Genomic DNA, 26,287 nt, shown 5'->3' with positions numbered 1-26,287 from the left:
AAATCCGGTCAAGTACTCAAATAACGCCCAATCAAGGCAATCCCGCTGGCCAGCACCAGCCAGGTCACCAGCCGCACGAAAGCCTCGCGGGACAATTTCATGATCAATCGCCGACCGATCCACAGCCCCAGCGCCATCGCCGGCAACAAACACAGCGCCAATACCAACAAGGGTAGCTCGGCATACACACCGGCGACGGCAAACAGGCTCAAACGCACCACGGTGCTGCAACTGATCAACGCACTCTGGGTGGCCCGGGCCTCGTCCTTGGGCAACCGACTGTTCAAATAGATCGCATACAAAAAACCACCACTGCCAAACAGCGCCCCGAACATCCCGCCCACCGTGCCCATCGGCACCGCCCAACCCGCGGACAATTGCCTCGGACGGGTTTTAATCCACAAGCTGTAAATCGCATAGGCGCTGATAAACAACCCCATCAACAGCAGCAATACATCGGATTTCAGGTTCAGCAGAAAGATCACCCCCAACGTGCAACCCACCGCCATGCACGGCAGCAGTCGCAGCAATTCGGACCGCTCTACATCTCGGCGCGAGGGCAGCAGATTGCCGAACGCGGCGACGAAATCCAGCAGCACCAACAGCGGCACGATTTTCGACAGTGGCATGAACAGAATCAGAATCGGCCCCGCCACCAGCGCGGTGCCAAAACCGGCAATGCCGAACACGATGTAGGCCAGGGCAACACCCAATCCGATCACCAACCAATCCACCACACCCCACGGCCATTGGCTCAACAACTCCAGCACATTCATCGACACGGCTTCCTTTTATTCCTGTGATGACTTTAGCCAGCGCCGGGCGTTGCGACTAATATCTTCAAAATCGATCACCCATCTCAAAAAGGCATACCTGGTGCTTTCAACCCGCCAATTGCGTTACTTCGTGGAAATCGCCGAGAGCGGCAGCTTCAGCGCGGCGGCCGAACGACTGTTTATTGCTCAGTCAGCCTTGAGCCGACAGATCAAGGACATGGAAACCCGCCTGCAAACGCCGCTGTTCGAACGAACCGCCCGCCAGCCCCGCCTGACGGCAGCGGGTGAAGCCTTTTTGCCTCGGGCCAGAAACCTGCTGAACGAACTGACCAAGGCCAGCGAAATGGCCACTCAAGTGGGCACCGGTCAACTGGGCGTCTTGCGCCTGAGCCATTCCAGCACCGTGCCCATGAGTGGTCGACTGCTGCGCGGCATCAGCGTTTATCTGGATCTGCATGCCGGGGTGTCGATGGACATCGTCAAGCTGTCCTCGGAGGCACAACTGGAAGAATTGGCCGAAGGTCGCCTCGATGTGGGTCTGTTGCGCCTGCCGGTGCTGCGTCAGCGCGAAGGGGTGCAGATTGTTCCGCTGTACAGCGAGCGTCTGTTGCTGGCGGTGCCGCCGAATCATCGGCTGGCTGTGGATAAGTCCACGCACGGCATCGATCTGGCACAGTTGAAGGATGAAGCGTTTATTTCCATCCCTCATCCACAGCGCGGCGGTCTGAGCTATCTATCTGCCGAGTTGTGCATGCGCCAAGGGTTCTTTCCCCGGGCGGCTCGGGTGGTGTCACGCAAAACCACGCAACTGCAATTGATCCAGGCCGGGTTCGGCATCGCGCTGTTACCGGAATCGATGCAGGACATTGCGCCGCCGGATATCCATTTTCTCCCCTTGGCCGATCCGGATTGCCACAGCACCGTCGCCCTCGCCTGCCGGCAAGATCCCACCGCGCTGGTTCAGCAATTCGTTGAACACTTCACCCGGCTGCCGTAGCAAACCTGTGGGGAGCGACCTGTGGCGAGGGGGCTCCCACAGGGGATTTTCGCCGGATCATGGAGATTGATCGCCGAATGCCTTTAAACTGCGCCCCATGATTAAAGATCCCTTTGCAAGACTCGGCCTGGACCGGGAAGTCCTGACTGTCAGCCAGCTCAACGGCCGCGCGCGGGTGTTGCTCGAAGACGTTTTCAGCAACATCTGGGTCGAAGGCGAAATCTCCAACCTCGCCCGCCCGGCGTCCGGCCATGTGTATTTCACCCTCAAGGACAGCGGCGCCCAGGTGCGTTGCGCACTGTTCCGGCAGAACGCCGCGCGGGTTCGCCAGGCGCTGAAGGACGGCCTGGCGGTCAAGGTTCGTGGCAAGGTTTCGCTGTTTGAAGGCCGTGGTGACTACCAACTGATTCTCGACACCGTGGAGCCGGCTGGTGACGGCGCCCTGCGTCTGGCCTTCGATGCTTTGAAGGAAAAACTCAGCGCCGAAGGCCTGTTCAGTGCCGAGCGCAAAGTGCCGCTGCCGGCGCACCCGCAACGCATCGGCATCATCAGTTCACCCACCGGCGCGGTGATCCGCGACATCATCAGTGTGTTCCGCCGCCGTGCGCCGCAGGTGCAACTGACGCTGATCCCTACCGCCGTACAAGGTCGCGAAGCCACTGCGCAAATTGTCCGCGCGCTGAAACTGGCGGACGCCCGTGGTTTCGATGCGCTGATCCTGGCCCGTGGCGGCGGCTCGCTGGAAGACCTCTGGTGTTTCAACGAAGAAGCCGTGGCCCGCGCCGTGGACGCCTGTGTGACGCCAATCGTAAGCGCCGTCGGCCATGAAACCGACGTATCGATCAGTGACTTCGTCGCCGACGTTCGCGCGCCGACGCCGTCCGCCGCCGCCGAACTGCTGGCGCCTGACTCCAGCGATCTGGTGCGTCGGGTCGAAAGCCTGCACCGACGACTGGTGATGCGCATGCGTGACCGCTTGATGCGCGATCGGCTGCGTCTGGAAGGCATCTCTCGCCGCTTGCGCCATCCCGGCGAACGCCTGCGTCAGCAAGCGCAACGCCTGGATGATCTGGACATGCGCCTGCGCCGCGCTTTCGAACGTAGCCTCAACACCCGTCGCGAGCGCTTGATCCGCCTGGAAACCCGCCTCGCCGGGCAACATCCCGGGCGACAACTGGCGATGCTTCGCCAGCGCCTCGACAGCCTCGCCGAGCGCCTGCCCCGGGCCATGCGCGAAGGGCTTAAATCCCGTCGCCTGCAACTGCAAAGTCAGATGCAGACGCTGCATGTGGTCAGCCCGTTGGCGACCCTCGCTCGTGGCTACAGCATTCTGCTGGACGAGCGCGGCAACGCGATCCGCAGCGCCGCGCAAACCCACACCGGCCAGCGCCTGAAAGCCAAACTCGGCGATGGCGAACTGCAAGTGCGGGTCGAAGACAATCACCTGACGCCTGTCACCCTCTCTTTACTGGATTGATCCATGCCGCGCTTTTTTGCTCCATTGCTGTTGCTGTGCCTGACCTTCAACGCCCACGCCGACAGTTACATCACCCGCCTGTTGAACAAACCGGTGCCGGGCGGCGTGGCAGTGGTTGATCTGGGCAGCTCCGCCCAGGCGCCGAAAGCCAGTTATCAAGGCAAACCCGTATTGGTGGTCAAAGAGCAGAACAACTGGCTGGCCATCGTCGGCGTGCCGCTGACGGTCAAACCGGGCAGCCAGTCGCTGAGCAGCGGTGGTCGCAACCTGAGCTTCACCGTCGGCAACAAGAAATACCCGGAACAGCACATCACCCTGAAGAATACGCAGCAGGTCAATCCGAACCCGGCGAATCTCAAGCGCATCGAGGGCGAGTTGGCCGAGCAGATCCAGGCTTACCGCAGCTTCAGCCCGAATACCCCGAGCAACCTGTTGCTGGACAAACCAGTCGATGGGCCGCTGTCGAGCAAGTTCGGCGTGCGCCGCTTTTTCAATGGCGAAGAGCGCAATCCCCATGCGGGCCTCGACTTTGCCGTACCCGCTGGCACGCCGATCAAAACCCCGGCCGCCGGCAAGGTAATCCTGATCGGGAATTACTTCTTCAACGGCAATACGGTGTTCGTCGACCACGGCCAGGGCTTTATCAGCATGTTCTGCCACATGTCGAAGATCGACGTGAAAGTCGGCCAGCAACTGGCGCGTGGTGAGGTGGTCGGGAAAGTCGGCTCAACTGGCCGCGCGACCGGGCCGCATATGCACTGGAACGTCAGCTTGAACGATGCGCGGGTGGACCCGGCGATTTTCATTGGTGCGTTTCAGCCATAAGCAGTGGTTGAGACTGATGGCCTCTTCGCGGGCAGGCCCGCGAAGACGGCCTGAGCATCACCGAAACCCGCAGGCAAACCGAACACTCTCAACCCACTCAACCCCTCTTCTATCGATTGCGCATGGCTGAGACACTGCGCAAGCGACAAAACGATCCTGCTTCTTACGAGCAATAAAATCTCGCAAAAACCCGCTTTTCGAGTATTCCTCTCAAAGTTTTTCGACTGCTTGCCATCCTTTCCCCCCGCGGTTAGGGTTGAAGGCATGAAAACCTCTCACACCCTCATTCAGCTCCGCCAGCACCGCAGCCTGTGCCTCGTCAGTGCACGACTGCCAGGCTGAATCGCGGTGCCTCGTCTGATGCTTTACCAGAACATTTGATCCACCGGCAGGCCGCCTTTTTTCGGCCCACACAATAAGGATTTTCCAATGAGCATGCTCAAAGACCCGTCTTCGAAATACCGCGCGTTCCCGACCATCAACCTGCCGGATCGCACCTGGCCATCGAAGACCATCACTGCAGCGCCGATCTGGTGCAGCTCGGACCTTCGTGACGGCAACCAGTCGTTGATCGAGCCAATGGACGCGGTCAAGAAGCTGCGTTTCTGGAAGACCCTGGTGCAGGTCGGCGTGAAAGAAATCGAAGCCTCGTTCCCGGCTGCTTCGCAAACCGACTTCGACTTCGTGCGCACCCTGATCGAAGGCGGCCACATCCCGGACGACACCACCATTCAGGTGCTGACCCAGGGCCGTGAAGACTTGATCGCGCGCACCTTTGAATCCCTGCGCGGTGCCAAGAAGGCCATCGTTCACCTGTACAACGCGACCTCCCCTTCCTTCCGCCGCATTGTCTTCAACCAGGACAAGGACGGGATCAAGGCCATCGCCGTAAACGCCGCCAAGCTGTTCGTCAAATATGCCGCCCAGCAGCCGGACACCGAGTGGACCTTCGAATACTCGCCAGAAACCTTCAGCGCCACCGAACTGGAATTCGCCAAGGAAGTCTGCGACGCGGTGATCGAGGTGTGGAACCCGACGCCTGAGCACAAGGTGATCCTCAACCTGCCCGCCACCGTCGAATGCGCGACCCCGAACATCTATGCCGACCAGATCGAATGGTTCGGTCGTCACATCAACCGTCGTGACAGCGTGATCATCAGCCTGCACACCCACAACGACCGTGGCACCGGCGTGGCCGCCACCGAGCTGGGCCTGATGGCCGGCGCCGACCGTGTCGAAGGCTGCCTGTTCGGCAACGGCGAGCGTACCGGTAACGTCGATCTCGTCACCGTGGCATTGAACCTCTACACCCAGGGCGTCAACCCTGAGCTGGATTTCTCCGATATCGATGGCGTGCGCAAAGTCGTCGAAGAGTGCAACCAGATTGCGGTGCACCCACGTCACCCGTACGTCGGCGACCTGGTTCACACCGCGTTCTCCGGCTCGCACCAGGATGCAATCCGCAAGGGCTTCGCCCAGCAGCAACCGGACGCCCTGTGGGAAGTGCCGTACCTGCCGATCGACCCGGCCGACATCGGCCGCAGCTACGAGGCGGTGATTCGCGTCAACAGCCAGTCGGGCAAGGGCGGTATCGCTTACCTGCTGGAACAGGAATACGGCATCAGCTTGCCGCGCCGTATGCAAATCGAGTTCAGCCAGGTCGTGCAGCGTGAAACCGATCGCCTGGGCCTGGAGATGACCGCCCAGCAGATCCACGCGCTGCTGCACAGCGAGTACTTGCAGGCCAACACCCCGTACGCGCTGGTCAGCCATCGCCTGCAGGAAGAAAACGGACACAGCGCCGTGGAAGTCGAAGTTTCCAGCAAAGGTCAGGGCGAAACCAACCTGCACTGGCGCGGCAAGGGCAACGGTGCCCTGGAAGCACTGGTGGCCGGCCTGCCGATCCCGGTGGAAATCATGGACTACAACGAACACGCCATCGGCGCGGGCACCAATGCCAAGGCCGCGGCCTACATTGAATTGCGGGTGAATGGTGAGCGTGCGGTGCATGGCGTCGGCATCGACGAAAACATCACCACTGCCAGCTTCAAGGCCCTGTTCAGCGCACTGAACCGCTCCCTGAGCCAGCCGGAAGCGAAAGCGGCGTAAGCTTCGCTGCAAATGCAAAAGGCCCCGGGGTGAAAACCTCGGGGCCTTTTTTGTTGCTCAACGATCGGTCAGGTGAACTCGAAGGTATCCGCATCCAGATTCGCCGGGAACCGTGTGCGATATGCCGCCAGTTCTGCCGCGTCGAGCACGACCTTGAATACGCCATCGGCATCGCCTGCACCGAGCAACGTCTCGCCCTGAAAATCCAGGACCTGACTGTCACCGGTATACGCGAAGCCTTTGCCATCGGTACCGATACGGTTCACCGCCGCCACATAGCAGAGGTTTTCGATCGCCCGTGCCGGCAGCAATCGGTTCCAGTGCTGACGCCGTGCGCCCGGCCAGTTGGCGGTGTACAGCAGCAAGTCAGTGTCTTGCGGATCGCGACTCCAGACCGGGAAGCGCAGGTCGTAGCAAATCAGCGGCCGCACTCGCCAACCCTTCAATTCGAACTGCACCTGACGCTCGCCCGGGGTGTAGTGATTGTTCTCCCCGGCCATGCGGAACAGGTGACGCTTGTCGTAGTGCCACACCTCCCCGTCCGGCCGTGCCCACAACAGACGATTGCGATGGCTACCGTCAGCCGCCTGGACGATGATGCTGCCGGTCACCACCGCGCCCAGCTTCGCTGCCTGAGCCCGCATCCATTTACTGGTGGGGCCATTTTCCGGCTCGGCGAGGGTTTCCGATTCCATGGAGAAACCGGTGGTGAACATCTCCGGCAGGATGATCAGGTCCGCACCGCGAGCCTGTTCCAGCAACGGCTCGAAATGCTCCAGATTGGCCTGACGATCGTGCCAGGCCAGGGTGGTCTGGATCAGCGCAAGATTCAGATTGGGCAGAGTACTCAGATCAGGCATAGTTTTGCCGCTGCTTCACGCAGGGTCTCCTCGCGCTTGGCAAAGCACAGACGCACCAGGCGCTGGCCTTCAGGTGGAGTCTGGTAGAACACCGAGATCGGAATGCTCGCGACGCCATGCTCGCGGGTCATCCACAGCGCCATCTCTAAGTCATTGAGGTCCGGGCGAATCTGCGAGTAATCGACCAACTGGAAATAAGTACCGGCCACGCGGGTAAAACTGAAGCGCGACGGCGTCAGCAGATCGCAGAACAGATCGCGCTTGGCCTGATAGAAGCCCGGCAGCTCTTCGACGTGTTCCGGGTGCTCGGCCATGTAATCGGCCAACGCGTACTGCAACGGCGTCACGCCGCAGAAACTGACGTACTGGTGCACCTTGCGCAGCTCCGCGCTAAGGGCCGGCGGCGCCACGACATAACCGGTTTTCCAACCAGTGACGTGGTACGTCTTGCCGAACGAACTGACCACGAAAGCGCGCTGATACAGCTCTTCATGGGCCAATACGCTGGCGTGAGACACACCGTCGAACACCAGGTGTTCATAGACTTCGTCGCTGATCACATAGATGTCGCGGTCGCGGATCAACGCCGCCAGCTGATCCAGCTCGGCACGGCTGATCAGCGCACCGCTTGGGTTGTGCGGGGTATTGAGGATGATCATCCGCGTGCGCGGGCTCAGGGCTTCGGCGAGCTTCTGGAAGTCGATGGCGAAGTCCTTCAGGCCGAGTTGCACATGCACACAGCGACCACCGGCCAGCTCGACCGAGGGCTCGTAGCTGTCGTAGCACGGATCGAACACGATCACTTCATCGCCGCTGTGGATCACCGCCTGAATCGCGCAGAAGATCGCCTGGGTCGCGCCGGGGGTGACCGTCACTTCACTGTCGGCATCAACATGCGCGCCGTAACTGCGAGCGATCTTCGCCGCGATCTGCTGACGCAACGCCGGTAAGCCGGTCATCGGCGAATACTGGTTGTGGCCACTGGCGATATGCCGACCGACCGCATCGCGCAGGGCCTGCGGGCCGTCGAAATCGGGAAAACCCTGGGACAGGTTGATCGCCCCGGTTTGCGTCGCGAGCTGAGACATCTGCGTGAAGATAGTGATGCCGACATTCGGCAGCTTACTGGTGATCATCGGTGATTCCCTGGGCTACACCCGGCTCTAACGGCGGCACGGGAGAGCCCGAGGATAGCCCAAACGACGCCCACAAAAAAAGGGCGCCAACCGGCACCCTTCTTCTAATGTACACCGCATAACTTGTGGCGAGGGAGCTTGTCGGAACGCCGCACCGTCCCGCTCGGCTGCGCAGCAGTCGCAAATCAACCGATGCGTTCCAACTGAACGATCTCGGTTGCAGATACTGGGGCCGCTTCGCAGTCCAGCGGGAGCAAGCTCCCTCGCCACAACAAGCCCTCACAAAAAGAGTGAGGCCTTGAATCAGCGCTTGTCGCGGCGCTTCTTGTCAGCCTTCTTATGGTGCGACATCAAACGACGCTTCTTGTTGACCTGACGGTCGGTGAGCGAGTTCTTGTTGCCTTCGTACGGGTTCTCGCCGCCCTTGAACTCGATGCGGATCGGCGTACCGACCAGCTTGAGCACACGACGGTAAGTGTTTTCCAGGTAACGGACGTAAGACTTCGGCACCTTCTCGATCTGGTTACCGTGGATCACGATGATCGGCGGGTTCGCACCACCCAAGTGGGCATAACGCAGCTTGATCCGGCGGTTGTTGACCATCGGTGGCGCGTGCTCGCCGACCGCATCTTCCAGAATCTGGGTCAGGCGGTTGGTCGGCCAGCGGGTGACCGCGGACTTGAACGAGTTCTGTACCGACGCGTAGAGATTACCTACGCCAGTGCCGTGCAGGGCCGAGATGAAGTGGATGTCGGCGAAGTCGACGAAGAACAGTCGACGTTGCAGTTCGACCTTCACGAAGTCGCGCTCGCTCGGCGTCATCCCGTCCCACTTGTTGATCGCGATCACCAACGCACGACCGGCTTCAAGGGCAAAACCCAGCAGGTTGAGGTCGTGGTCCACCACGCCTTCGCGGGCGTCCATCACGAAGATCACCACGTTGGCGTCTTTGATCGCCTGCAGGGTTTTGACCACGGAGAACTTTTCGACTTCTTCGTGAATCTTGCCGCGCTTGCGCACACCCGCGGTGTCGATCAGCGTGTACTTCTCGTCGTTACGCTCAAACGGGATGTAAATACTGTCGCGGGTGGTACCAGGTTGGTCATACACGATCACCCGGTCTTCACCGAGCATGCGGTTGACCAGGGTCGACTTGCCGACGTTCGGACGGCCGATGATGGCGATCTTGATACCGTCTTTTTCGCTTGGGCCAGGAATGCGCTTGGCTTCCTCACCTTCGGCAACGATCTCTTCCTCTTCGCCTTCTTGCGGTTCTTCTTCGTCTTTCGGGAAGTCGCTCAGGGCGATTTCCAGCATCTGGGTGATGCCACGACCATGGGCACCGGCGATCGGGATCGCGTGGCCCATGCCCAACGGGGCGAATTCGGCGCGGGCCATTTCAGGGTCGATGTTGTCGACCTTGTTGGCGACCACGTAGGAACGCTTGTTACGCTTGCGCAAGTGCTCGGCGATCATCTGGTCGGCGGCGGTAAAACCGGCCTTGGCATCTACCAGGAACAGAACGACATCCGCTTCTTCAATGGCCAGCAGCGACTGCTCGGCCATTTTTTCGTCCATACCGTGCTCGTCACCGGAGATACCGCCAGTGTCGACCAGAATGTAGGAACGCCCTTGCCACTTGGCCTCACCGTATTGGCGATCACGGGTCAGACCGGACAAGTCGCCGACGATGGCGTCGCGAGTCCTGGTCAGGCGGTTGAACAAGGTGGACTTGCCGACGTTCGGTCGGCCCACCAGGGCGATTACGGGAACCATGCGGCTCTCCACTTCGTTATTTCAGAAAATACAAAAGCCGCTGCGAGGCAGCGGCTGGTGCTCGGGGCAGCGCTTGAAAGCGCTGCGAGCCTTGCAGAACAAGGCCGCTTGGGGGTTAAACCCCAAGCATAGTCTTTACTTGATGGTCAGGGCTTCCAGTTTGCCGCTGTTGCCATACACATAAATCGTGTCACCCACCACCAGCGGACGGGCACGCAGGCCGTCGCTGTCGATGCGCTCGCGGCCGACGAAACGACCGTCCACCTGACTCAGCAGGTGCAGGTAACCTTCCAGGTCACCGACTGCAACGTAGCTGGAGAACACTTCCGGAGCCGACAGTTGGCGGCGGGCCAGCGAATCGTTGCTCCACAATGCAGTGGTGGAACGCTCGTCGACGCCTTCAACAGTGCCCGAAGACAGGCTCACATAGACGCTGCCAAAACCCTGGGCGACGCCGGCATAGCTGGAAGCATCACGCTGCCAGAGCTGACGACCGCTTTCCAGATCCAGTGCCGCGACGCGACCCTGGTAGCTGGCGACATACAGCGTACCGCCGGACAGCAGCAAGCCACCGTCGATATCGACCACACGCTCCAGCTCCGAACGACCTTGTGGAATCGCTACACGCTGTTCCCAAACCGGCACGCCGTTGGACACATCAAGAGCAACCACTTTACCGGTCGACAAGCCAGCCACCGCGAGGCGGTTGGTGACGATCGGTGCGCTGGTGCCGCGCAGGGTCAGGACCGCTGGCGTGCTGTCATACAACCAGCGCTGGTTGCCGGTAGAGGCATCCAGACCGATCAGACGGTCATCCTGGGTCTGAACCACAACAACGTCACCGTTGGTGGCCGGTGGTGCGAGAACTTCGCTGGTCACGCGAGCGCGCCATTTCTCTTCACCGCTGCTGGCATCCAGGGCAACGATTTCACCCTTGAGCGTGCCGATCATGACCAGACCGTAACCCACGCCAACGGCGCCGGAGACAGGCAGTTTGAGATCTTTCTTCCACTTGACGTCGCCATTGCTGCGATCCATCGCCATCACCACACCGGTGACGTCGGCGGCATAGATCGTATCGCCATCGATCGCCGGAACCAGCATGTTGTAGGTTTCGCCCTGACCGTTACCGATCGAACGACTCCACTGCTTGTGCAGAACCACTTCTTCCTTGAAGTCGGTCAGCTCGGCCGGTGGCAACTCTTTTTTGCTGTTGCTGCTGCAACCCGCGGCCAGAATGGCCAGAGCCAGCAATGCTGCATGTTTCCAACGGATCACGTCACGCATCCCCTTTGGCCAGGTCGTCCAGCTTGATTTGTAGGCCACCGACCGCCGCTTCATCCGACAGTGCCGCCTTGGCTTTTTGATACGCAGCGTTCGCTTCGTCGGTACGACCCAGTTGCACCAGCAGGTCGCCCTTGAGTTCTTCGCGAGTGGCCAGGAAGGCCTTGTCGGCATCGCCTTCGAGCAGTTTCAGGGCTTCATCGACCTTGTTCTGCGCGGCCAGCACCTGCGCCAGGCGCTGACGGGCGATTTCACCCAGAGCCGGGTTGGCCGGCTTGTCGACAATGGCTTTCAGCTCGCTGGCAGCGTCGTCCAGCTTGCCGCTGTCGACCGCGACTTTCGCCACGAACAGGCTGCCGTATTGCGCGTAGGCAGTGCCGCCGAACTCGCTGTTGAGCTTGCCGGCCAGATCCGAAACACGTGCAGCATCAGGCTTGCCGTCAGGCGTCAGCGTGGTTTCCAGCAACTGCTGGTAGAGAATCGAGGCGCCTTGCGACTGATTGCTCTGATACTTCTGAAAGGCCTGCCAGCCGAACACGATGACCAGCGCCAACAGGCCGCCAGTAACCAGGGGCTTGCCGTTGCGTGTCCACCACTCCTTCAACTCCGCCACATGTTCGTCTTCGGTACTCGACACCCCAATACTCCTTAATCGCTAAATCGGCTGTTTGACAGCTTCAACCCTGCACGACGCAGGTGGCCAGGTGTGCAGCAAGCGCATCCCAGGCAATGCTTTGTTGTTCGCCCTGGCCACGCAGGGGTTTGAAACCTACCACTTGCTGGGCCATTTCGTCGTCACCGAGGATCAATGCGTACAGCGCACCGCTCTTGTCGGCTTTCTTGAACTGGCTTTTGAAGCTGCCGCCCCCGGCATTGATTTGCAGGCGCAGGTTGGGCAGTTGATCACGAACACGCTCGCTCAGGGTCAGACCGGCCAGCTCGGCGGCTTCACCGAAGGCGCAGAGGTAGACGTCAACCTGACGGGAGATCTCTTCGGGGATCTGCTCCAGGGTTTCAAGCAGCAGCACCAGACGCTCGATGCCCATGGCGAAACCTACGCCCGGGGTCGGCTTGCCGCCCATCTGCTCCACCAGACCGTCGTAACGACCACCGGCACATACCGTGCCCTGGGCGCCCAATTGGTCGGTGACCCATTCGAATACGGTCTTGCTGTAGTAATCCAGCCCGCGAACCAGCTTCGGGTTGATCACATAAGGAATGCCGGCGGCGTCCAGGCGAGCCTTGAGGCCCTCGAAGTGCACGCGGGATTCTTCGTCGAGGTAGTCGGCCATTTTCGGCGCGTCGGCCAGCACCGCTTGAGTGTCGGCGTTCTTGGTATCCAGGACCCGCAGCGGGTTGGTCTTCAGACGGCGCTGGCTGTCTTCGTCCAGTTGATCCAGGCGAGCGGTCAGGTACTCGACCAGTGCTTCGCGATAACGACCACGGGATTCGGCAGTGCCCAGGCTGTTGAGTTCGAGCTTGACCGCATCGCGGATACCCAGCTCGCCCCACAGGCGCCAGGTCAGCACGATCAGCTCGGCGTCGATGTCCGGACCGTCGAGGTTGAAGACTTCACAACCAATCTGGTGGAACTGGCGATAACGGCCTTTCTGCGGACGTTCGTGGCGGAACATCGGGCCGATGTACCAGAGTTTCTGCACCTGGCCGCCGCCGGTAATGCCGTGTTCGAGCACCGCACGCACGCAGGCCGCTGTGCCTTCAGGGCGCAGGGTCAGGGAATCGCCGTTGCGGTCTTCGAAGGTGTACATCTCTTTTTCGACGATGTCGGTCACTTCACCGATGGAGCGCTTGAACAGCTCGGTGAACTCGACGATCGGCATGCGGATCTGCTTGTAACCGTAGTTATCCAGCAAACGCGAAACGGTGCCCTCGAAATGACGCCACAGGGGAGTCTGTTCGGGCAGGATGTCGTTCATGCCACGAATGGCTTGCAGAGACTTGCTCACTTTAAATCCTTAAATTCGTTCGGCTCTTCAGTCAGGCTCAGCCGCGAGCGATTACAGCCGCGTCGGCTTCGACCTTTTCGGCCGCTTTCTGGCGGATCAAGCGTTCAAGCTCATCCACCAGATTGTCATTCGTCAGTTTCTGCGACGGCTTGCCGTCGATGTAAATCAGGTTTGGCGTGCCGCCGGTCAAGCCGATATGGGCTTCCTTGGCTTCGCCCGGCCCGTTGACCACGCAACCGATTACCGCGACATCCAGCGGCACCAGCAAGTCTTCGAGGCGCCCTTCCAGCTCGTTCATGGTTTTGACCACATCGAAGTTCTGCCGCGAGCAGCTCGGGCAGGCGATGAAGTTGATGCCACGGGAACGCAGGTGCAGGGATTTGAGAATGTCGTAGCCGACTTTCACTTCCTCGACCGGGTCGGCCGCCAACGAGATGCGAATAGTATCGCCAATCCCTTCGGCGAGCAGCATACCGAGGCCCACGGCGGATTTCACTGTGCCTGAACGCAAACCACCGGCTTCGGTGATGCCCAGGTGCAACGGCTGGACGATTTCCTTGGCCAGCAAGCGGTAGGCTTCAACGGCCATGAACACGTCGGAAGCTTTTACGCTGACCTTGAAGTCCTGGAAATTCAGGCGTTCGAGGTGTTCGACGTGACGCAGGGCGGACTCGACCAGCGCAGCCGGAGTAGGCTCGCCATATTTCTTTTGCAGGTCTTTTTCCAGGGAACCGGCGTTCACGCCGATACGGATTGGAATCCCGCGATCACGGGCGGCATCGACCACCGCACGTACGCGGTCTTCACGACCGATGTTGCCTGGGTTGATGCGCAGGCAATCGACGCCCAGTTCGGCTACGCGCAGAGCGATCCTGTAGTCGAAGTGGATGTCAGCCACCAACGGCACCTTGACCAGTTGCTTGATCTTGCCGAAGGCTTCGGCGGCGTCCATGTCCGGCACCGAAACCCGAACGATATCGACGCCGGCGGCTTCCAGACGATTGATCTGGGCCACGGTGGCGGCCACGTCATTGGTGTCGCTGTTGGTCATGCTCTGCACAGCGATGGGCGCATCGCCGCCAACAGGCACGTTACCGACCCAGATTTTCCGGGATTCGCGACGCTTGATTGGAGATTCGCCGTGCATGACTTATTGACCTAACTTCAGGCGAGCAGTCTCGCCACTGGTGAACGGAGCGACATCAACCACCTGCCCGTTGTAGCTGACCTGCGCGCCACGGGCAAAGCCCAGACGCACGGCAAAGGGCGGCTTGCCGCTGACGGAAACACTTTCGCCTTTACGCTTGAGACCACTCAACAACACTTTACCCGTGCCGTCGGTCACTTGAGTCCAGCAATCGGCGCTGAATTGCAGTTGAACCTGGCCCTGGCCCGCAACCGGAGCTGCTGGAGCTGCTGGAGCTGCTGGCGCAGCAGCTGCAACGGCCGGCGCAATCGGAGCCGTCGCAACCGCTGCCGGTACAGCGGCAACAACTGGCGCTGCCGGTGTCGCGACAACCGGAGCAGTATTGTGGGCCGGAGCCGCAGGTGTTGCTACCGGGGCTGCTGGAGCGGGTGTTGGCGCCGGCGCGCTTGCTTCGGCGTTGGCAGGCTCCTCCGCCTGCGGCAACGCCAGAGGCGTTTCACCTTCAGACTCACCTTGCGCAACCGCCTGGTCTTCCGGCTCGTCCAGCGGATGGATCTGGGTGGTGCCATCGGCGCCTTCGACTTCAACGTGTTCCGGAGCCAGGCTGACCAGGTCCTTGGTGCGCGATGAGGTTTGATCCTGCCACCAGACAAAACCACCACCAATCACCGCGATCAGCAACAGCAGGCTGACAATTCGCAAAATGGTGTGGGAAACCCGAACCGGCTCTTCGATACGCCCCAGGCTGTGGACGTTGCTGCCCTGGGAGTCGGTGCCGGTGGATTGGTCGAACTGCTGAACCAGAACAGCCTGGTCCATGCCCAGCAATTTGGCGTACGCGCGAATATAGCCACGAGCAAAGGTGTGGCCAGGCAGCTTGTCAAAAGCGCCGGCTTCCAGATTACTCAGGGAATTGACGGTGAGGTTGAGCTTGAGGGCCACTTCGGCCAGCGACCAGCCATTGCTTTCGCGGGCCTGGCGCAAAGTCTCACCGGGGTTAACGCGATTCGCTGCTACAACTTCGGGATGCGCCGCTTTCATCATTGCTCCGACAGGTATTGCTGATATTCCGGCGTACCGGGATAGAGTCGTTTTAATTGCAGGCCATAACTGGCGGCCTTGTCGCGATCTTCAAACACTTTTGCCAGCCGAACGCCGAGCAATAGACTACGTGCATTTTGCTCGGTGAGCAGGCTAAAACGATCGTAATAGTCACGCGCGGGCACATAATGCCTGTCTTCGAATGACAACTCAGCCATTTCCAGCAAGGCACGTGGCTGTTGGCGGTTCAAACGCAGGGCTTTTTCCAGTTGCTGGCGAGCCAGGTCACGCTGGCCCAGCTTTGAAGCGGTCATGCCGAGGTTCTCGAAAACCCGCGAACGCTCAGGATACAGAGTATCGGCGGCCGCCTGTTCAAAGCGCTCGTACGCCTCTTTGTAACGTTTTTCTTCGAACAGAAAACTGCCGTAGTTGTTCAGGATTCGCGCATCGGCGGGACGGGAAGCCAGCGCCTTGCGAAAATGCTGATCGGCCAGTTCCGGCTCCATCTCGGCCTGGAACACCAGCCCCAAGGCCGCGTTGGCGTCAGCATCCGAGTCATCCAGTTCCAACGCCTTCTTCAGCGGGACCTTGGCGCGCTCGGTCATGCCCTGCTGCAAGTACCCCAGGCCCAGCTGCACGTAGGCGGCACGCGCTTCATCACGGCCCTTGCTGGTCTTCATCGGGTTGAAATCGCCCGACAGGACACAACCAGCACACAGGCTGGCCAACAGCACAAGCAGCGCGAAGCGCAGGGACATAGAGATCCTCTCTTAATTATTGTTCGCAGCGTTTTGCGGCATATCGTTGTCGGCGCTCAACTCACGCACGGCGATATAACGTTCGCTGCGACGGGTGCGATCCAGCACCTGCCCTACCAATTGGCCACACGCGGCATCGATGTCTTCACCGCGAGTGGTACGCACGGTGACGTTGAAGCCTGCATGGTGAAGCTGATCCTGGAAACGGCGAATCGCATTGTTGCTCGGACGCTCGTAACCGGAGTGCGGGAACGGGTTGAACGGAATCAGGTTGATCTTGCACGGAACATTCTTGAGCAACTCGATCATTTCGACCGCGTGTTCGACCTTGTCATTGATGTCCTTGAGCAAGGTGTACTCGATGGTCAGTACGCGCTTTTCGCCCAGGGACGACATGTAGCGCTGACACGATTCCAGCAGCATCTTAAGCGGATACTTCTTGTTGATCGGCACCAATTGGTTACGCAATGCGTCATTTGGTGCGTGCAGGGACAACGCCAGGGAAACATCGATGTGCTTGGACAGCTCATCGATCATCGGCACCACACCCGAAGTCGACAGGGTTACGCGGCGCTTGGAGATGCCATAGCCCAGGTCATCCATCATCAGATGCATGGCGGCCACGACGTTGTCGAAGTTCAGCAGCGGCTCACCCATGCCCATCATCACCACGTTGGTGATGGCACGGTCGACGGTTGCCGGGACGCTGCCAAAGGATTTGTTGGCAATCCACACCTGGCCGATGACTTCGGCGGCGGTGAGGTTGCTATTGAAACCTTGCTTGCCGGTGGAGCAGAAACTGCAGTCCAGGGCACAGCCTGCCTGGGACGAAACGCACAAGGTGCCGCGTTTGCCCTGGGGAATGTAAACGGTCTCGACGCAGCTGCCGGACGCCACGCGCACCACCCACTTACGGGTACCGTCGCTGGAGATGTCCTCGCTGACCACTTCCGGACCACGAATTTCAGCAACAGCCTTGAGCTTTTCGCGCAAGGCCTTGCTGACGTTCGTCATGGCGTCGAAATCATCGACGCCAAAGTGGTGAATCCATTTCATTACCTGACCGGCACGGAAACGCTTCTCCCCGATTGAGTCGAAGAATTTTTCCATTTCCTGTTGAGTCAGACCCAGCAGGTTGGTTTTTACAGTCGATGTAGTCATGGATTCACCTTCACTCTTAAGCCAATGCTTAGCGAGTGGTTACTTCAGTAGCTGCGAAGAAGTACGAGATTTCGCGAGCAGCAGCGGCTTCGGAGTCCGAACCGTGTACGGCGTTGGCGTCGATGGAATCAGCGAAGTCAGCGCGGATGGTGCCAGGAGCAGCTTCTTTAGGGTTGGTAGCGCCCATCAGCTCACGGTTCAGAGCGATAGCGTTTTCGCCTTCCAGAACCTGAACGACAACCGGACCGGAAATCATGAAAGCAACCAGGTCGTTGAAGAAACCACGAGCGCTGTGCTCAGCGTAGAAGCCTTCAGCTTCGGCTTTGGACAGTTGCTTCAGTTTCGAAGCTACAACGCGCAGGCCTGCTTTTTCGAAACGAGTGGTGATCTCGCCGATAACATTTTTAGCAACAGCGTCAGGCTTGATGATGGAGAAAGTACGTTGAACAGCCATGGTGTAACTCCAGAAACGGTAATTTGCGAAAAATTAAACCCGCGAATTATACGCGGGTTCTTTGGTATTGCCTAACTGCGTACGGTGCAGACTCAGTCTGCTTCTTCGATCCAGGCGGCCTGAATGGCTTCAAGCACCTTCTCGCCACCGCGTGTCGGATCATCACTGAACTCCGGCAATGCCAGCACCCACTGGTGCAGATCGACGAAGTTCACGTAACGCGGGTCCACATCCGGCTTTGACTCAGCCAGCTGGATCGCGATTTCCAGCACATCAACCCATTTCAGGCTCATGAAAGTTCCTTGAATCAGTGCGGCGCTTCGGCGGCATGGTTGAGCGAGTATTTCGGAATTTCGACGGTCAGGTCTTCAGTCCCGACTTTTGCCTGACAGGCCAGACGCGACTGAGCTTCCAGCCCCCAAGCCTTATCAAGATAGTCTTCCTCCAGCTCATCAGCCTCTTCCAGCGAGTCGAAACCCTCACGAATGATGCAGTGACAAGTGGTGCACGCGCAGACGCCGCCGCAAGCGCTTTCCATCTCGATATGGTGTTCATGGGCCAGCTCGAGAATGGATATGCCAGGCTCAGCCTCCACAACCATGCCTTCCGGACAGAACTTCTCGTGTGGCAGAAAAATGACCTGCGGCATCAATTATTCCTCGATTTCATTCAGATTGCGCCCCGCCAGAGCGGCTTTCACCGTCGAGTCCAGGCGGCGGGCAGCAAAGGCATCGGTCACTTGCGACAGACGTTTGGTCTGCTGCTCAATGGCGTAACCATCGGTGCCTTTCATCAATTCGGTCAGTTCCTGCATCTGCAATTCGATGACCATGCGCTCTTCGGCGTCGAGCAAGCGTTCGCCGTCGACATCCAGAGCGCCCTGCACTGCTTCGATCAGGCGCTGGGCATCGACCTGCTGCTCACGCAATACGCGGGCGACCTTGTCGTCATTGGCGTGCTGGAACGAATCCTTGAGCATTTTGGCGATTTCGCCGTCGGTCAGGCCGTAGGACGGTTTGACCTGAATGCTGGCTTCGACACCCGAACCCAATTCGCGGGCCGAGACACTGAGCAGACCGTCGGCGTCGACCTGGAAGGTCACGCGAATCTTCGCCGCACCAGCAACCATCGCTGGAATACCGCGCAATTCGAAGCGTGCCAGGGAGCGGCAGTCGCTGATCAACTCACGCTCGCCCTGCAATACGTGGATCGCCATGGCCGACTGGCCGTCTTTATAAGTGGTGAAGTCCTGGGCCCGGGCGACAGGGATGGTGGTGTTGCGCGGAATCACCTTCTCCATCAGGCCGCCCATGGTTTCCAGCCCCAGGGACAACGGAATCACGTCGAGCAACAGCAGTTCGCCGCCGTCACGCTTATTGCCAGCCAGGGTATCGGCCTGGATCGCGGCACCGATGGCCACGACTTGGTCCGGGTCGATTTCGGTCAGCGGTTCGCGACCGAAGGCTTGCGCAACGGCTTCGCGAACGCGCGGTACGCGAGTCGAGCCGCCGACCATGACCACCGCATGAACGTCTTCCAGCTCAATGCCGGAATCACGCACCGCGCGACGACAGGCTTTCAGGCTGCGGGCAACCATCGGCTCGATCAGCGCATTGAACGCTTCACGGGTCAGCCCCGCCTTCCAGTCGCCATATGCGACTTCGACGGACGAGGCACTAGTCAGGGCTTCTTTGGCCGCACACGCGGTTTGCAGCAGATTGCGCTGCTCGCCCGGATCGAGGTCGGCCGACAGACCGGCACTCTCGATGATCCAGCCAGCAATGGCGTGATCGAAGTCATCGCCACCCAACGCGCTGTCGCCACCGGTAGCCAGCACTTCAAACACACCGCCGGTCAGACGCAGAATCGAAATATCGAAGGTGCCACCGCCCAGGTCATAAATGGCAACCAGGCCTTCAGCCTGTTGATCCAGACCGTAAGCCACCGCAGCAGCGGTCGGTTCATTGAGCAAGCGCAGCACGTTCAGGCCGGCCAGCTTGGCCGCATCCTTGGTGGCTTGACGCTGAGCATCATCGAAATAGGCCGGAACGGTGATCACTGCGCCGACCAGTTCGCCACCCAAGGTCGCTTCGGCACGCTGACGCAGCACCTTGAGGATATCGGCGGAGACTTCGACCGGGCTTTTCGGGCCTTGCACCGTGTCGATGAACGGCATGTGCGACTCGCCGTCGACAAAACGGTATGGCAGCTGATCGCCCAATTGCTTGACGTCGGACAAACCACGTCCCATCAAGCGCTTGACCGACAGCACAGTGTTCAGAGGATCGGTAGCGGCAGCCAGTTTGGCCGATTCGCCGACCTCGACGCGATCGGCGTGATAGCGCACGGCAGACGGCAGGATAACCCGCCCTTGCGCATCGGCCAGAGGCTCGGAAAGACCACTGCGCAATGCAGCGACCAGCGAATTGGTAGTGCCCAAGTCGATCCCCACAGCCAGACGACGCTGGTGCGGTTGAGGACTTTGGCCGGGTTCGGCGATCTGCAGTAGGGCCATCGTGATCAGGACTTATCTGTATATCAGGCGTGCGACCGGAGCGGCACTGGGTTAATCGTCGAGGCGCTCTTCTAACTGGCGCACTTCGTAGGTGAGCTTGTCGAGGAACTGCATGCGCCGCATCAGGCGTTCGGCCCGTTCGCGTTGCGCCGCATCATTCCAGCAAGCTGCGAAGCTTTGGTTCAGTTCATCCTGAGCTGCCTTGAGGCGGCGCTTGAACGTGGCAATACCCGCCATGTCGGCGCTGTCCTGCAGATCCTCGAGCTCTTCACGCAACTCCATCTGCTGCAGAAGAAACTCCGGATCATGCACCGTGACCTCCAGCGGCAACTCGCCACCACTCAATGCGAGCAAGTATCGCGCGCGCTTGGGGGGGCTTTTGAGCGTCTGGTAGGCCTCGTTGAGGCTCGCGGATTGCTCGAGCGCCAGCCGCTGCTCACGCTCGGAAGCGTCGGCAAAGCGGTCCGGATGAACGCCGCGCGCCAACTCACGGTAGCGCGTAGCCAGCTGATCGAGGTCCAGATTGAAACTCGGTTGCAGCTCAAATAAAGCGAAATGACAAGGAGTACCCACGAGCAGCCTCAGATATTGAAGCTTTCGCCGCAGCCACACTCACCGCGTACGTTGGGGTTGTTGAACTTGAAGCCTTCGTTCAACCCTTCCTTGACGAAATCAAGCTCGGTGCCGTCCAGGTAGGCCAGGCTTTTCGGGTCGATGATCACTTTCTCGCCGTGACTTTCGAACACCTGATCGTCCGCGCCCACCTCGTCGACAAACTCCAGCACATAGGCAAGGCCGGAACAGCCCGTGGTGCGAACACCCAGACGAATCCCATCACCCTTGCCGCGCCCGTTGAGGGAGCGTCGCACGTGTTGAGCAGCCGCTTCTGTCATGCTGATAGCCATCGGTGACTCCTTACTCGTCGCCAAATCTTGAAAGTCAGATCAAGCCTTTCTTCTGCTTGTAGTCGCGAACGGCCGCCTTGATAGCGTCTTCAGCGAGTACAGAGCAGTGAATTTTCACTGGCGGCAGGGCCAGTTCTTCGGCCAGTTGAGTGTTCTTGATGGTCTCTGCTTCATCCAGAGTCTTGCCTTTCATCCACTCGGTCGCCAGGGAGCTGGAGGCGATTGCCGAACCGCAACCGTAAGTCTTGAACTTGGCGTCTTCGATGATGCCTTGTTCGTTGACCTTGATCTGCAGACGCATCACGTCACCGCACGCCGGAGCGCCGACCATGCCGGTGCCGACATCAGGATCTTCTGCATCCATCTTGCCGACGTTGCGCGGGTTCTCGTAGTGGTCGATGACCTTTTCGCTGTAAGCCATGATTCTTAATCCTCACTCATCAGGAGTCGCTCTTGAAGCCCTGCCAATCGTGGATTCGCAGGGCCCGGTTGCGGCGACTTGAATATCAGTGTGCCGCCCACTCGATTTTCGAAATGTCGACGCCGTCTTTGTACATGTCCCACAGCGGCGACAGAGTGCGCAGCTTGGTGACGGCCTCGCAGACTTTCTGCGCGGCGTAGTCGATTTCTTCTTCGGTGGTGAAACGGCCGAAGGTGAAGCGAATCGAGCTGTGTGCCAGTTCGTCGTTGCGGCCCAGGGCGCGCAGCACGTACGAAGGCTCAAGCGATGCCGAGGTGCAGGCCGAACCCGACGAAACCGCCAGATCCTTGAGCGCCATGATCAGCGACTCGCCTTCGACGTAGTTGAAGCTCAGGTTCAGGTTGTGCGGTACGCGGGCGGTCATGCTGCCGTTGACGTACAACTCTTCCAGGCCTTCAACCTGTTTGAAGAAACGGTCGCTCAGCGCTTTGATGCGTGCATTCTCGGCAGCCATGTCTTCCTTGGCCACACGGAACGCTTCGCCCATGCCGACGATCTGGTGAGTCGCCAGGGTGCCGGAACGCATGCCACGCTCGTGACCGCCGCCGTGCATGGTCGCTTCGATGCGCACACGCGGCTTGCGGCTGACGTACAGCGCGCCGATGCCTTTAGGGCCGTAGGTTTTGTGGGCAGAGAACGACATCAGGTCAACTTTCAGTTTCGACAGGTCGATCTCGACCTTGCCGGTGGACTGAGCAGCATCGACGTGGAACAGAATACCCCGGGAGCGGGTCAGCTCACCGATGGCAGCGATGTCGTTGATGGTGCCGATTTCGTTGTTCACGTGCATGACCGATACCAGAATGGTGTCGTCACGCAGGGCAGCTTCGACCATTTCCGGAGTGACCAGGCCATCTTCACGAGGATCGAGGTAGGTCACTTCGAAACCTTCACGCTCCAGTTGGCGCATGGTGTCGAGGACAGCCTTGTGCTCAATCTTGGTGGTGATCAGGTGTTTGCCTTTGGTGGAGTAGAAATGCGCCGCCCCCTTGATTGCCAGGTTGTCGGACTCGGTGGCACCGGAGGTCCAGACGATTTCACGCGGGTCGGCGTTAACCAGATCAGCGACCTGACGACGAGCGTTCTCGACGGACTCTTCGGCTTTCCAGCCGAACACGTGGGAACGGGACGCCGGGTTACCGAAGTTTCCGTCGACCAGCAGGCATTCACTCATCTTTTGCGCGACACGCGGATCAACCGGGGTGGTCGCAGAGTAATCAAGGTAAATCGGCAATTTCATGGACTATCTCCTAAATCAGGCTGGCTGGCGTGCCGCTAGCTCTTTGGCTGTCATTCGACGGCGGACGCTTCAATCTTGTCCAGGCGTGGCGCCTTGCTGTTGCAACGACGCTGGTCCTGACGCTGGGCTACTTCTTGCACCTCACGGCGAGTTACAAGGTCAGCCAAGCTGATACCGCTCAGAAATTCGTGAATCTGCAGGCTAAGATCGCACCACAAATGGTGAGTCAGACAGGTGTCGCCGGAATGGCAATCGCCCTGGCCCTGGCACTTGGTTGCATCGACCGATTCGTTGACCGCATCGATTACCTGGGCGACCTGGATGCCCTGCATGTCGCGGGACAATTGGTAGCCACCGCCCGGACCGCGAACACTGGACACCAGATTGCTACGGCGCAATTTGGCGAAAAGCTGCTCGAGGTAGGACAGGGAGATGCCTTGGCGCTCGGAGATATCGGCCAGGGACACCGGCCCGTGCTGCGCGTGTAACGCCAGGTCAAGCATGGCGGTCACGGCGTATCGGCCTTTTGTAGTCAGTCGCATGGACAATTACCACGGAGTTCGGAATGGGGCGAGTATGCAATTCCCGAGTATTTAAGTCAACTATAAGACCTAGCGTATTACTCAGGTTTACCCGCAAAAGAGCGCGCGCATCATAGCAGGGTCTGCGGTGCAATGGCACACCAACCAGCGCGGTGCAAATGCCTGAATGCGACCCTGCCGTGAATCAGCTGGCCCTGCTTTCGTCCTTGCCCTTCACACAGGCAAAGTCTTCTTCACGCAGTTCAGGCAGATCCTTGGCACAGTAATTACTGCCCAGATCCTTCAGCGCTCCACACATACCCTCCAGACGCCCATCGACCGCCTGCAAGTGATCGAGCAACTGACCAATCGCCCGGGCCACCGGGTCCGGCATGTCTTCGCCGACACCGTAGGCATCGAAGCCGATCTTCTCGGCCATGGCCTTGCGCTTGGCATCCTGCTCATCGTCGGACTTGACGATAATCCGCCCCGGAATCCCCACCACCGTCGCACCCGGCGGAACTGCCTTGGTGACCACGGCATTGGAACCCACCTTGGCCCCGGCACCGACAGTGAATGGGCCGAGCACCTTGGCGCCCGCGCCAACCACCACGCCGTCTTCCAGGGTCGGGTGACGCTTGCCCTTGTTCCAGCTGGTGCCACCAAGGGTCACGCCCTGATAAAGGGTGACATCGTTGCCGATCTCGGCAGTCTCACCAATAACGATGCCCATGCCATGGTCGATAAAGAAGCGACGACCGACCTTGGCCCCCGGATGAATCTCGATCCCGGTCAACCAGCGACCGAAGTTCGACACCAGCCGCGCCAGCCATTTCAGCTCTGTGCGCCACAGGAGCGATGACAGGCGATGGATCCAGATGGCATGCATGCCCGGATAGCAGGTCAGGACCTCAAAAGCATTACGCGCCGCCGGGTCACGATGAAAAACACTTTGGATATCTTCACGCAAACGCTCGAACATCATTAATCCTTCCGCTTTAGAAGCTCGCCACGGGCCGCCTTCTGGGTTTCCGTGAGGATGCCACGCAATATATTCATTTCCGCTCGGCTGACCGAGCTGCGTCCGTACAACCGGCGCAGGCGCGCCATCAAGTGCCGTGGCTTTTCCGGATCGAGGAATTCGATGGCCACCAGGGTTTGCTCCAGGTGCTCATAGAATCGCTCCAGCTCATCCATGGTCGCCAGCTCACCACTCTTGGTGGACGCCACTTCCTCCTTCTCGACCTTGCTCGGCTGACCTTGGGCCGCCAGCCAGGACATGCGCACTTCATAGCTCAACACCTGCACCGCCGCCCCGAGGTTCAGCGAACTGAACTCGGGGTCTGATGGAATGTGCACGTGATAATGACATCGCTGCAGCTCTTCGTTGGTCAGGCCGGAATCTTCACGACCGAACACCAATGCGATCTCGGCACCCTGCCCCGCCTCCTCGACCACCCTTGCACCGCACTCACGGGGATCGAGCAACGGCCAGGGAATGCGACGATCACGAGCACTGGTACCCAGCACCAGATTGCAGCCGACCAAGGCATCTTCCAAGGTGGCGACGACTTGCGCGTTTTCAAGGATGTCCCCGGCGCCGGACGCACGCGCATCGGCCTCGTGGTGCGGGAACAACCGCGGCTCGACCAGCACCAGTCGCGACAGGCCCATGTTCTTCATGGCACGCGCAGCACCGCCGATATTTCCGGGATGACTGGTATTGACCAGGACGACACGAATGTTTTGCAGCAAGGGAGGCGCTCTCGAACATTGAATGGGGGAGCCGAATCTTACAGCTCCTCCTACCGTTAAGCCATGAAAGCGAACGTCGACCTTCTCCTGTAGAAACTTTCTGATAGAATGCCCGGCTTTCTTTAACAACCTTAGGTGACACATCCATGCAGCCCATGCTGAATATCGCGCTGCGCGCCGCCCGCAGCGCCAGTGAATTGATCTTCCGCTCCATCGAGCGCCTGGATACCATCAAGGTCGACGAAAAAGACGCCAAGGATTATGTATCCGAGGTGGATCGCGCCGCCGAACAGAAAATCATCGACGCACTGCGCAAGGCCTACCCGAATCACTCGATCATGGGTGAAGAAACCGGCCTGCACGCCGGCACCGGCATCGAAGGCGAAGAATACCTGTGGATCATCGACCCACTGGACGGCACCACCAACTTCCTGCGCGGCATTCCTCACTTCGCTGTCAGCATCGCCTGCAAATACCGCGGCCGCCTGGAACACGCTGTTGTTCTGGACCCGGTTCGCCAGGAAGAATTCACCGCCAGCCGTGGTCGCGGCGCTCAACTGAACGGTCGTCGCCTGCGCGTTAGCGGCCGTACCAGCCTGGACGGCGCCCTGCTGGGTACCGGCTTCCCGTTCCGTGACGACCAGATGGACAACCTCGACAACTACCTGGGCATGTTCCGCGCCCTGGTTGGCCAGACCGCCGGCATCCGCCGCGCCGGCTCGGCAAGCCTCGACCTGGCCTACGTGGCTGCCGGCCGTTTCGACGCCTTCTGGGAGTCAGGCCTGTCCGAGTGGGATATGGCTGCAGGCGCCCTGTTAATCCAGGAAGCCGGTGGCTTGGTGAGCGACTTCACCGGCGGTCACGACTTCCTGGAGAAAGGTCACGTCGTCGCCGGCAACACCAAGTGCTTCAAGGCAGTACTGACAGCGATCCAGCCACACCTGCCAGCTTCGCTGAAGCGCTAAGCGCCCAAGCCCAAAAAGCCGCAACACTTAAAGCAAACGCCCCGACTGGTTCGGGGCGTTTTCTTTTGTGCGACTAATACGACCAAGTTAAGCCGTAACGCAATCCGTAGCAGCTGGCGAAGCCTGCGCTCGGACGC

The 26,287-nt window shown here is 59.7% G+C and carries 27 protein-coding genes; 5 read left to right on the top strand and 22 right to left on the bottom strand.

The features are described from left to right. Positions 1-8 precede the first annotated feature (8 nt). On the bottom strand, positions 9-776 hold the full coding sequence (locus tag AC07VO_RS15705; protein ID WP_086944748.1) for a sulfite exporter TauE/SafE family protein: 768 nt from the start codon (positions 774-776) through the stop codon (positions 9-11). Positions 777-876: 100 nt separating this feature from the next. On the opposite strand from AC07VO_RS15705, the gene AC07VO_RS15700 reads away from it, so the two are divergent. The 4 genes from AC07VO_RS15700 (at position 877) to leuA (ending at position 6,184) form a co-directional block, all read left to right on the top strand. Then, on the top strand, positions 877-1,773 hold the full coding sequence (locus AC07VO_RS15700; RefSeq protein ID WP_086944747.1) for a LysR family transcriptional regulator: 897 nt from the start codon (positions 877-879) through the stop codon (positions 1,771-1,773). A 97-nt stretch (positions 1,774-1,870) separates the two neighbouring features. Further along, positions 1,871-3,250: an exodeoxyribonuclease VII large subunit gene (xseA, locus tag AC07VO_RS15695; RefSeq protein ID WP_018927054.1), complete on the top strand. Its 1,380-nt coding sequence runs from the start codon at positions 1,871-1,873 to the stop codon at positions 3,248-3,250. 3 nt (positions 3,251-3,253) lie between these two features. After that, positions 3,254-4,075 carry a peptidoglycan DD-metalloendopeptidase family protein gene (locus AC07VO_RS15690; RefSeq protein WP_064620122.1) on the top strand — a complete coding sequence of 274 codons (822 nt, stop codon included), beginning with the start codon at positions 3,254-3,256 and terminating at the stop codon, positions 4,073-4,075. Positions 4,076-4,504: 429 nt separating this feature from the next. Further along, complete coding sequence (gene leuA / locus AC07VO_RS15685; RefSeq protein ID WP_018927056.1) at positions 4,505-6,184, top strand: 2-isopropylmalate synthase; 1,680 nt, start codon at positions 4,505-4,507, stop codon at positions 6,182-6,184. A 68-nt stretch (positions 6,185-6,252) separates the two neighbouring features. Here leuA and AC07VO_RS15680 read toward each other — a convergent pair whose 3' ends face one another. The 21 genes from AC07VO_RS15680 to trmJ all read right to left on the bottom strand — a co-directional run bounded on the left by AC07VO_RS15680 (position 6,253) and on the right by trmJ (position 25,185). Then, positions 6,253-7,044 (bottom strand): amidohydrolase, encoded by a 792-nt coding sequence (locus AC07VO_RS15680; protein ID WP_086944863.1) that lies wholly within the window; start codon positions 7,042-7,044, stop codon positions 6,253-6,255. Further along, positions 7,032-8,180, bottom strand: a complete 1,149-nt coding sequence (locus AC07VO_RS15675; RefSeq protein ID WP_086944746.1) for a pyridoxal phosphate-dependent aminotransferase — start codon at positions 8,178-8,180, stop codon at positions 7,032-7,034. The genes AC07VO_RS15680 and AC07VO_RS15675 overlap by 13 nt, the downstream gene beginning before the upstream one ends. A gap of 303 nt (positions 8,181-8,483) precedes the next feature. Next, entirely contained in the window at positions 8,484-9,956 is a 1,473-nt protein-coding gene (der, locus tag AC07VO_RS15670; RefSeq protein WP_018927059.1) for a ribosome biogenesis GTPase Der, read from the bottom strand. Between the two features lie 135 nt (positions 9,957-10,091). Further along, entirely contained in the window at positions 10,092-11,243 is a 1,152-nt protein-coding gene (gene bamB / locus AC07VO_RS15665) for an outer membrane protein assembly factor BamB (protein ID WP_064620135.1), read from the bottom strand. Continuing rightward, the gene (locus AC07VO_RS15660; protein WP_018927061.1) at positions 11,236-11,877 is read right to left on the bottom strand and encodes a tetratricopeptide repeat protein; all 642 of its coding nucleotides are present in this window, start codon (positions 11,875-11,877) and stop codon (positions 11,236-11,238) included. Before AC07VO_RS15660 ends, bamB begins: the two co-directional genes overlap by 8 nt. Positions 11,878-11,917: 40 nt before the next feature. Further along, a complete protein-coding gene (gene hisS / locus AC07VO_RS15655) occupies positions 11,918-13,207 on the bottom strand; it encodes a histidine--tRNA ligase (protein ID WP_018927062.1) in 1,290 nt (429 codons plus the stop codon). Positions 13,208-13,244: 37 nt separating this feature from the next. Then, positions 13,245-14,354, bottom strand: a complete 1,110-nt coding sequence (gene ispG, locus AC07VO_RS15650) for a flavodoxin-dependent (E)-4-hydroxy-3-methylbut-2-enyl-diphosphate synthase (RefSeq protein ID WP_003185136.1) — start codon at positions 14,352-14,354, stop codon at positions 13,245-13,247. 3 nt (positions 14,355-14,357) lie between these two features. Continuing rightward, positions 14,358-15,395, bottom strand: a complete 1,038-nt coding sequence (locus AC07VO_RS15645) for a RodZ domain-containing protein (RefSeq protein ID WP_477743269.1) — start codon at positions 15,393-15,395, stop codon at positions 14,358-14,360. After that, on the bottom strand, positions 15,395-16,153 hold the full coding sequence (gene pilW / locus AC07VO_RS15640; protein ID WP_086944745.1) for a type IV pilus biogenesis/stability protein PilW: 759 nt from the start codon (positions 16,151-16,153) through the stop codon (positions 15,395-15,397). The genes AC07VO_RS15645 and pilW overlap by 1 nt, the downstream gene beginning before the upstream one ends. A gap of 12 nt (positions 16,154-16,165) precedes the next feature. Next, a complete protein-coding gene (gene rlmN, locus AC07VO_RS15635; protein ID WP_007941385.1) occupies positions 16,166-17,314 on the bottom strand; it encodes a dual-specificity RNA methyltransferase RlmN in 1,149 nt (382 codons plus the stop codon). 28 nt (positions 17,315-17,342) lie between these two features. Continuing rightward, the gene (gene ndk / locus AC07VO_RS15630; RefSeq protein ID WP_018927065.1) at positions 17,343-17,768 is read right to left on the bottom strand and encodes a nucleoside-diphosphate kinase; all 426 of its coding nucleotides are present in this window, start codon (positions 17,766-17,768) and stop codon (positions 17,343-17,345) included. Between the two features lie 92 nt (positions 17,769-17,860). Beyond that, positions 17,861-18,061, bottom strand: a complete 201-nt coding sequence (gene iscX / locus AC07VO_RS15625) for a Fe-S cluster assembly protein IscX (RefSeq protein WP_007941386.1) — start codon at positions 18,059-18,061, stop codon at positions 17,861-17,863. A 14-nt stretch (positions 18,062-18,075) separates the two neighbouring features. Then, a complete protein-coding gene (gene fdx, locus AC07VO_RS15620) occupies positions 18,076-18,417 on the bottom strand; it encodes an ISC system 2Fe-2S type ferredoxin (RefSeq protein WP_018927066.1) in 342 nt (113 codons plus the stop codon). A 3-nt stretch (positions 18,418-18,420) separates the two neighbouring features. Continuing rightward, positions 18,421-20,283, bottom strand: coding sequence for a Fe-S protein assembly chaperone HscA (gene hscA / locus AC07VO_RS15615; protein ID WP_064620145.1), 1,863 nt, complete (start codon positions 20,281-20,283; stop codon positions 18,421-18,423). A 51-nt stretch (positions 20,284-20,334) separates the two neighbouring features. Further along, entirely contained in the window at positions 20,335-20,856 is a 522-nt protein-coding gene (hscB, locus tag AC07VO_RS15610) for a co-chaperone HscB (protein WP_018927068.1), read from the bottom strand. A gap of 8 nt (positions 20,857-20,864) precedes the next feature. Beyond that, the gene (gene iscA / locus AC07VO_RS15605) at positions 20,865-21,188 is read right to left on the bottom strand and encodes an iron-sulfur cluster assembly protein IscA (RefSeq protein ID WP_007941391.1); all 324 of its coding nucleotides are present in this window, start codon (positions 21,186-21,188) and stop codon (positions 20,865-20,867) included. 34 nt (positions 21,189-21,222) lie between these two features. Further along, positions 21,223-21,609 carry a Fe-S cluster assembly scaffold IscU gene (iscU, locus tag AC07VO_RS15600; protein ID WP_003443374.1) on the bottom strand — a complete coding sequence of 129 codons (387 nt, stop codon included), beginning with the start codon at positions 21,607-21,609 and terminating at the stop codon, positions 21,223-21,225. An 85-nt stretch (positions 21,610-21,694) separates the two neighbouring features. Continuing rightward, positions 21,695-22,909 (bottom strand): IscS subfamily cysteine desulfurase, encoded by a 1,215-nt coding sequence (locus tag AC07VO_RS15595; protein ID WP_007941393.1) that lies wholly within the window; start codon positions 22,907-22,909, stop codon positions 21,695-21,697. Between the two features lie 50 nt (positions 22,910-22,959). Next, a complete protein-coding gene (gene iscR / locus AC07VO_RS15590) occupies positions 22,960-23,451 on the bottom strand; it encodes a Fe-S cluster assembly transcriptional regulator IscR (RefSeq protein WP_003227911.1) in 492 nt (163 codons plus the stop codon). Positions 23,452-23,635: 184 nt separating this feature from the next. Beyond that, positions 23,636-24,412, bottom strand: a complete 777-nt coding sequence (gene cysE / locus AC07VO_RS15585) for a serine O-acetyltransferase (protein ID WP_026286494.1) — start codon at positions 24,410-24,412, stop codon at positions 23,636-23,638. Between the two features lie 2 nt (positions 24,413-24,414). Next, complete coding sequence (gene trmJ, locus AC07VO_RS15580; RefSeq protein WP_018927071.1) at positions 24,415-25,185, bottom strand: tRNA (cytosine(32)/uridine(32)-2'-O)-methyltransferase TrmJ; 771 nt, start codon at positions 25,183-25,185, stop codon at positions 24,415-24,417. Between the two features lie 146 nt (positions 25,186-25,331). On the opposite strand from trmJ, the gene suhB reads away from it, so the two are divergent. After that, a complete protein-coding gene (suhB, locus tag AC07VO_RS15575) occupies positions 25,332-26,150 on the top strand; it encodes a type III secretion system regulator SuhB (protein WP_007941397.1) in 819 nt (272 codons plus the stop codon). Positions 26,151-26,287 lie beyond the last annotated feature (137 nt).

This window comes from Pseudomonas sp. GW821-FHT03E01, assembly GCF_059420765.1.
Note: the sequence above shows the minus strand (reverse complement) of the source record. Positions and strands in the feature narration are given on the sequence as shown.

Excerpts from the sequence above, each read along its gene's own strand:
- hscA (WP_064620145.1), bottom strand. The coding sequence starts at position 20,283 with ATGGCCCTACTGCAGATCGCCGAACCCGGCCAAAGTCCTCAACCGCAC.
- cysE (WP_026286494.1), bottom strand. The coding sequence starts at position 24,412 with ATGTTCGAGCGTTTGCGTGAAGATATCCAAAGTGTTTTTCATCGTGAC.
- iscA (WP_007941391.1), bottom strand. The coding sequence starts at position 21,188 with ATGGCTATCAGCATGACAGAAGCGGCTGCTCAACACGTGCGACGCTCC.
- bamB (WP_064620135.1), bottom strand. The coding sequence starts at position 11,243 with ATGCGTGACGTGATCCGTTGGAAACATGCAGCATTGCTGGCTCTGGCC.
- ispG (WP_003185136.1), bottom strand. The coding sequence starts at position 14,354 with ATGCACGGCGAATCTCCAATCAAGCGTCGCGAATCCCGGAAAATCTGG.
- leuA (WP_018927056.1), top strand. The coding sequence starts at position 4,505 with ATGAGCATGCTCAAAGACCCGTCTTCGAAATACCGCGCGTTCCCGACC.
- AC07VO_RS15690 (WP_064620122.1), top strand. The coding sequence starts at position 3,254 with ATGCCGCGCTTTTTTGCTCCATTGCTGTTGCTGTGCCTGACCTTCAAC.
- iscR (WP_003227911.1), bottom strand. The coding sequence starts at position 23,451 with ATGCGACTGACTACAAAAGGCCGATACGCCGTGACCGCCATGCTTGAC.
- suhB (WP_007941397.1), top strand. The coding sequence starts at position 25,332 with ATGCAGCCCATGCTGAATATCGCGCTGCGCGCCGCCCGCAGCGCCAGT.
- AC07VO_RS15680 (WP_086944863.1), bottom strand. The coding sequence starts at position 7,044 with ATGCCTGATCTGAGTACTCTGCCCAATCTGAATCTTGCGCTGATCCAG.
- pilW (WP_086944745.1), bottom strand. The coding sequence starts at position 16,153 with ATGTCCCTGCGCTTCGCGCTGCTTGTGCTGTTGGCCAGCCTGTGTGCT.
- AC07VO_RS15705 (WP_086944748.1), bottom strand. The coding sequence starts at position 776 with ATGAATGTGCTGGAGTTGTTGAGCCAATGGCCGTGGGGTGTGGTGGAT.
- ndk (WP_018927065.1), bottom strand. The coding sequence starts at position 17,768 with ATGGCTGTTCAACGTACTTTCTCCATCATCAAGCCTGACGCTGTTGCT.
- fdx (WP_018927066.1), bottom strand. The coding sequence starts at position 18,417 with ATGCCGCAGGTCATTTTTCTGCCACACGAGAAGTTCTGTCCGGAAGGC.
- AC07VO_RS15595 (WP_007941393.1), bottom strand. The coding sequence starts at position 22,909 with ATGAAATTGCCGATTTACCTTGATTACTCTGCGACCACCCCGGTTGAT.
- AC07VO_RS15645 (WP_477743269.1), bottom strand. The coding sequence starts at position 15,395 with ATGAAAGCGGCGCATCCCGAAGTTGTAGCAGCGAATCGCGTTAACCCC.
- iscU (WP_003443374.1), bottom strand. The coding sequence starts at position 21,609 with ATGGCTTACAGCGAAAAGGTCATCGACCACTACGAGAACCCGCGCAAC.
- AC07VO_RS15675 (WP_086944746.1), bottom strand. The coding sequence starts at position 8,180 with ATGATCACCAGTAAGCTGCCGAATGTCGGCATCACTATCTTCACGCAG.
- rlmN (WP_007941385.1), bottom strand. The coding sequence starts at position 17,314 with ATGACTACATCGACTGTAAAAACCAACCTGCTGGGTCTGACTCAACAG.
- iscX (WP_007941386.1), bottom strand. The coding sequence starts at position 18,061 with ATGAGCCTGAAATGGGTTGATGTGCTGGAAATCGCGATCCAGCTGGCT.
- der (WP_018927059.1), bottom strand. The coding sequence starts at position 9,956 with ATGGTTCCCGTAATCGCCCTGGTGGGCCGACCGAACGTCGGCAAGTCC.
- xseA (WP_018927054.1), top strand. The coding sequence starts at position 1,871 with ATGATTAAAGATCCCTTTGCAAGACTCGGCCTGGACCGGGAAGTCCTG.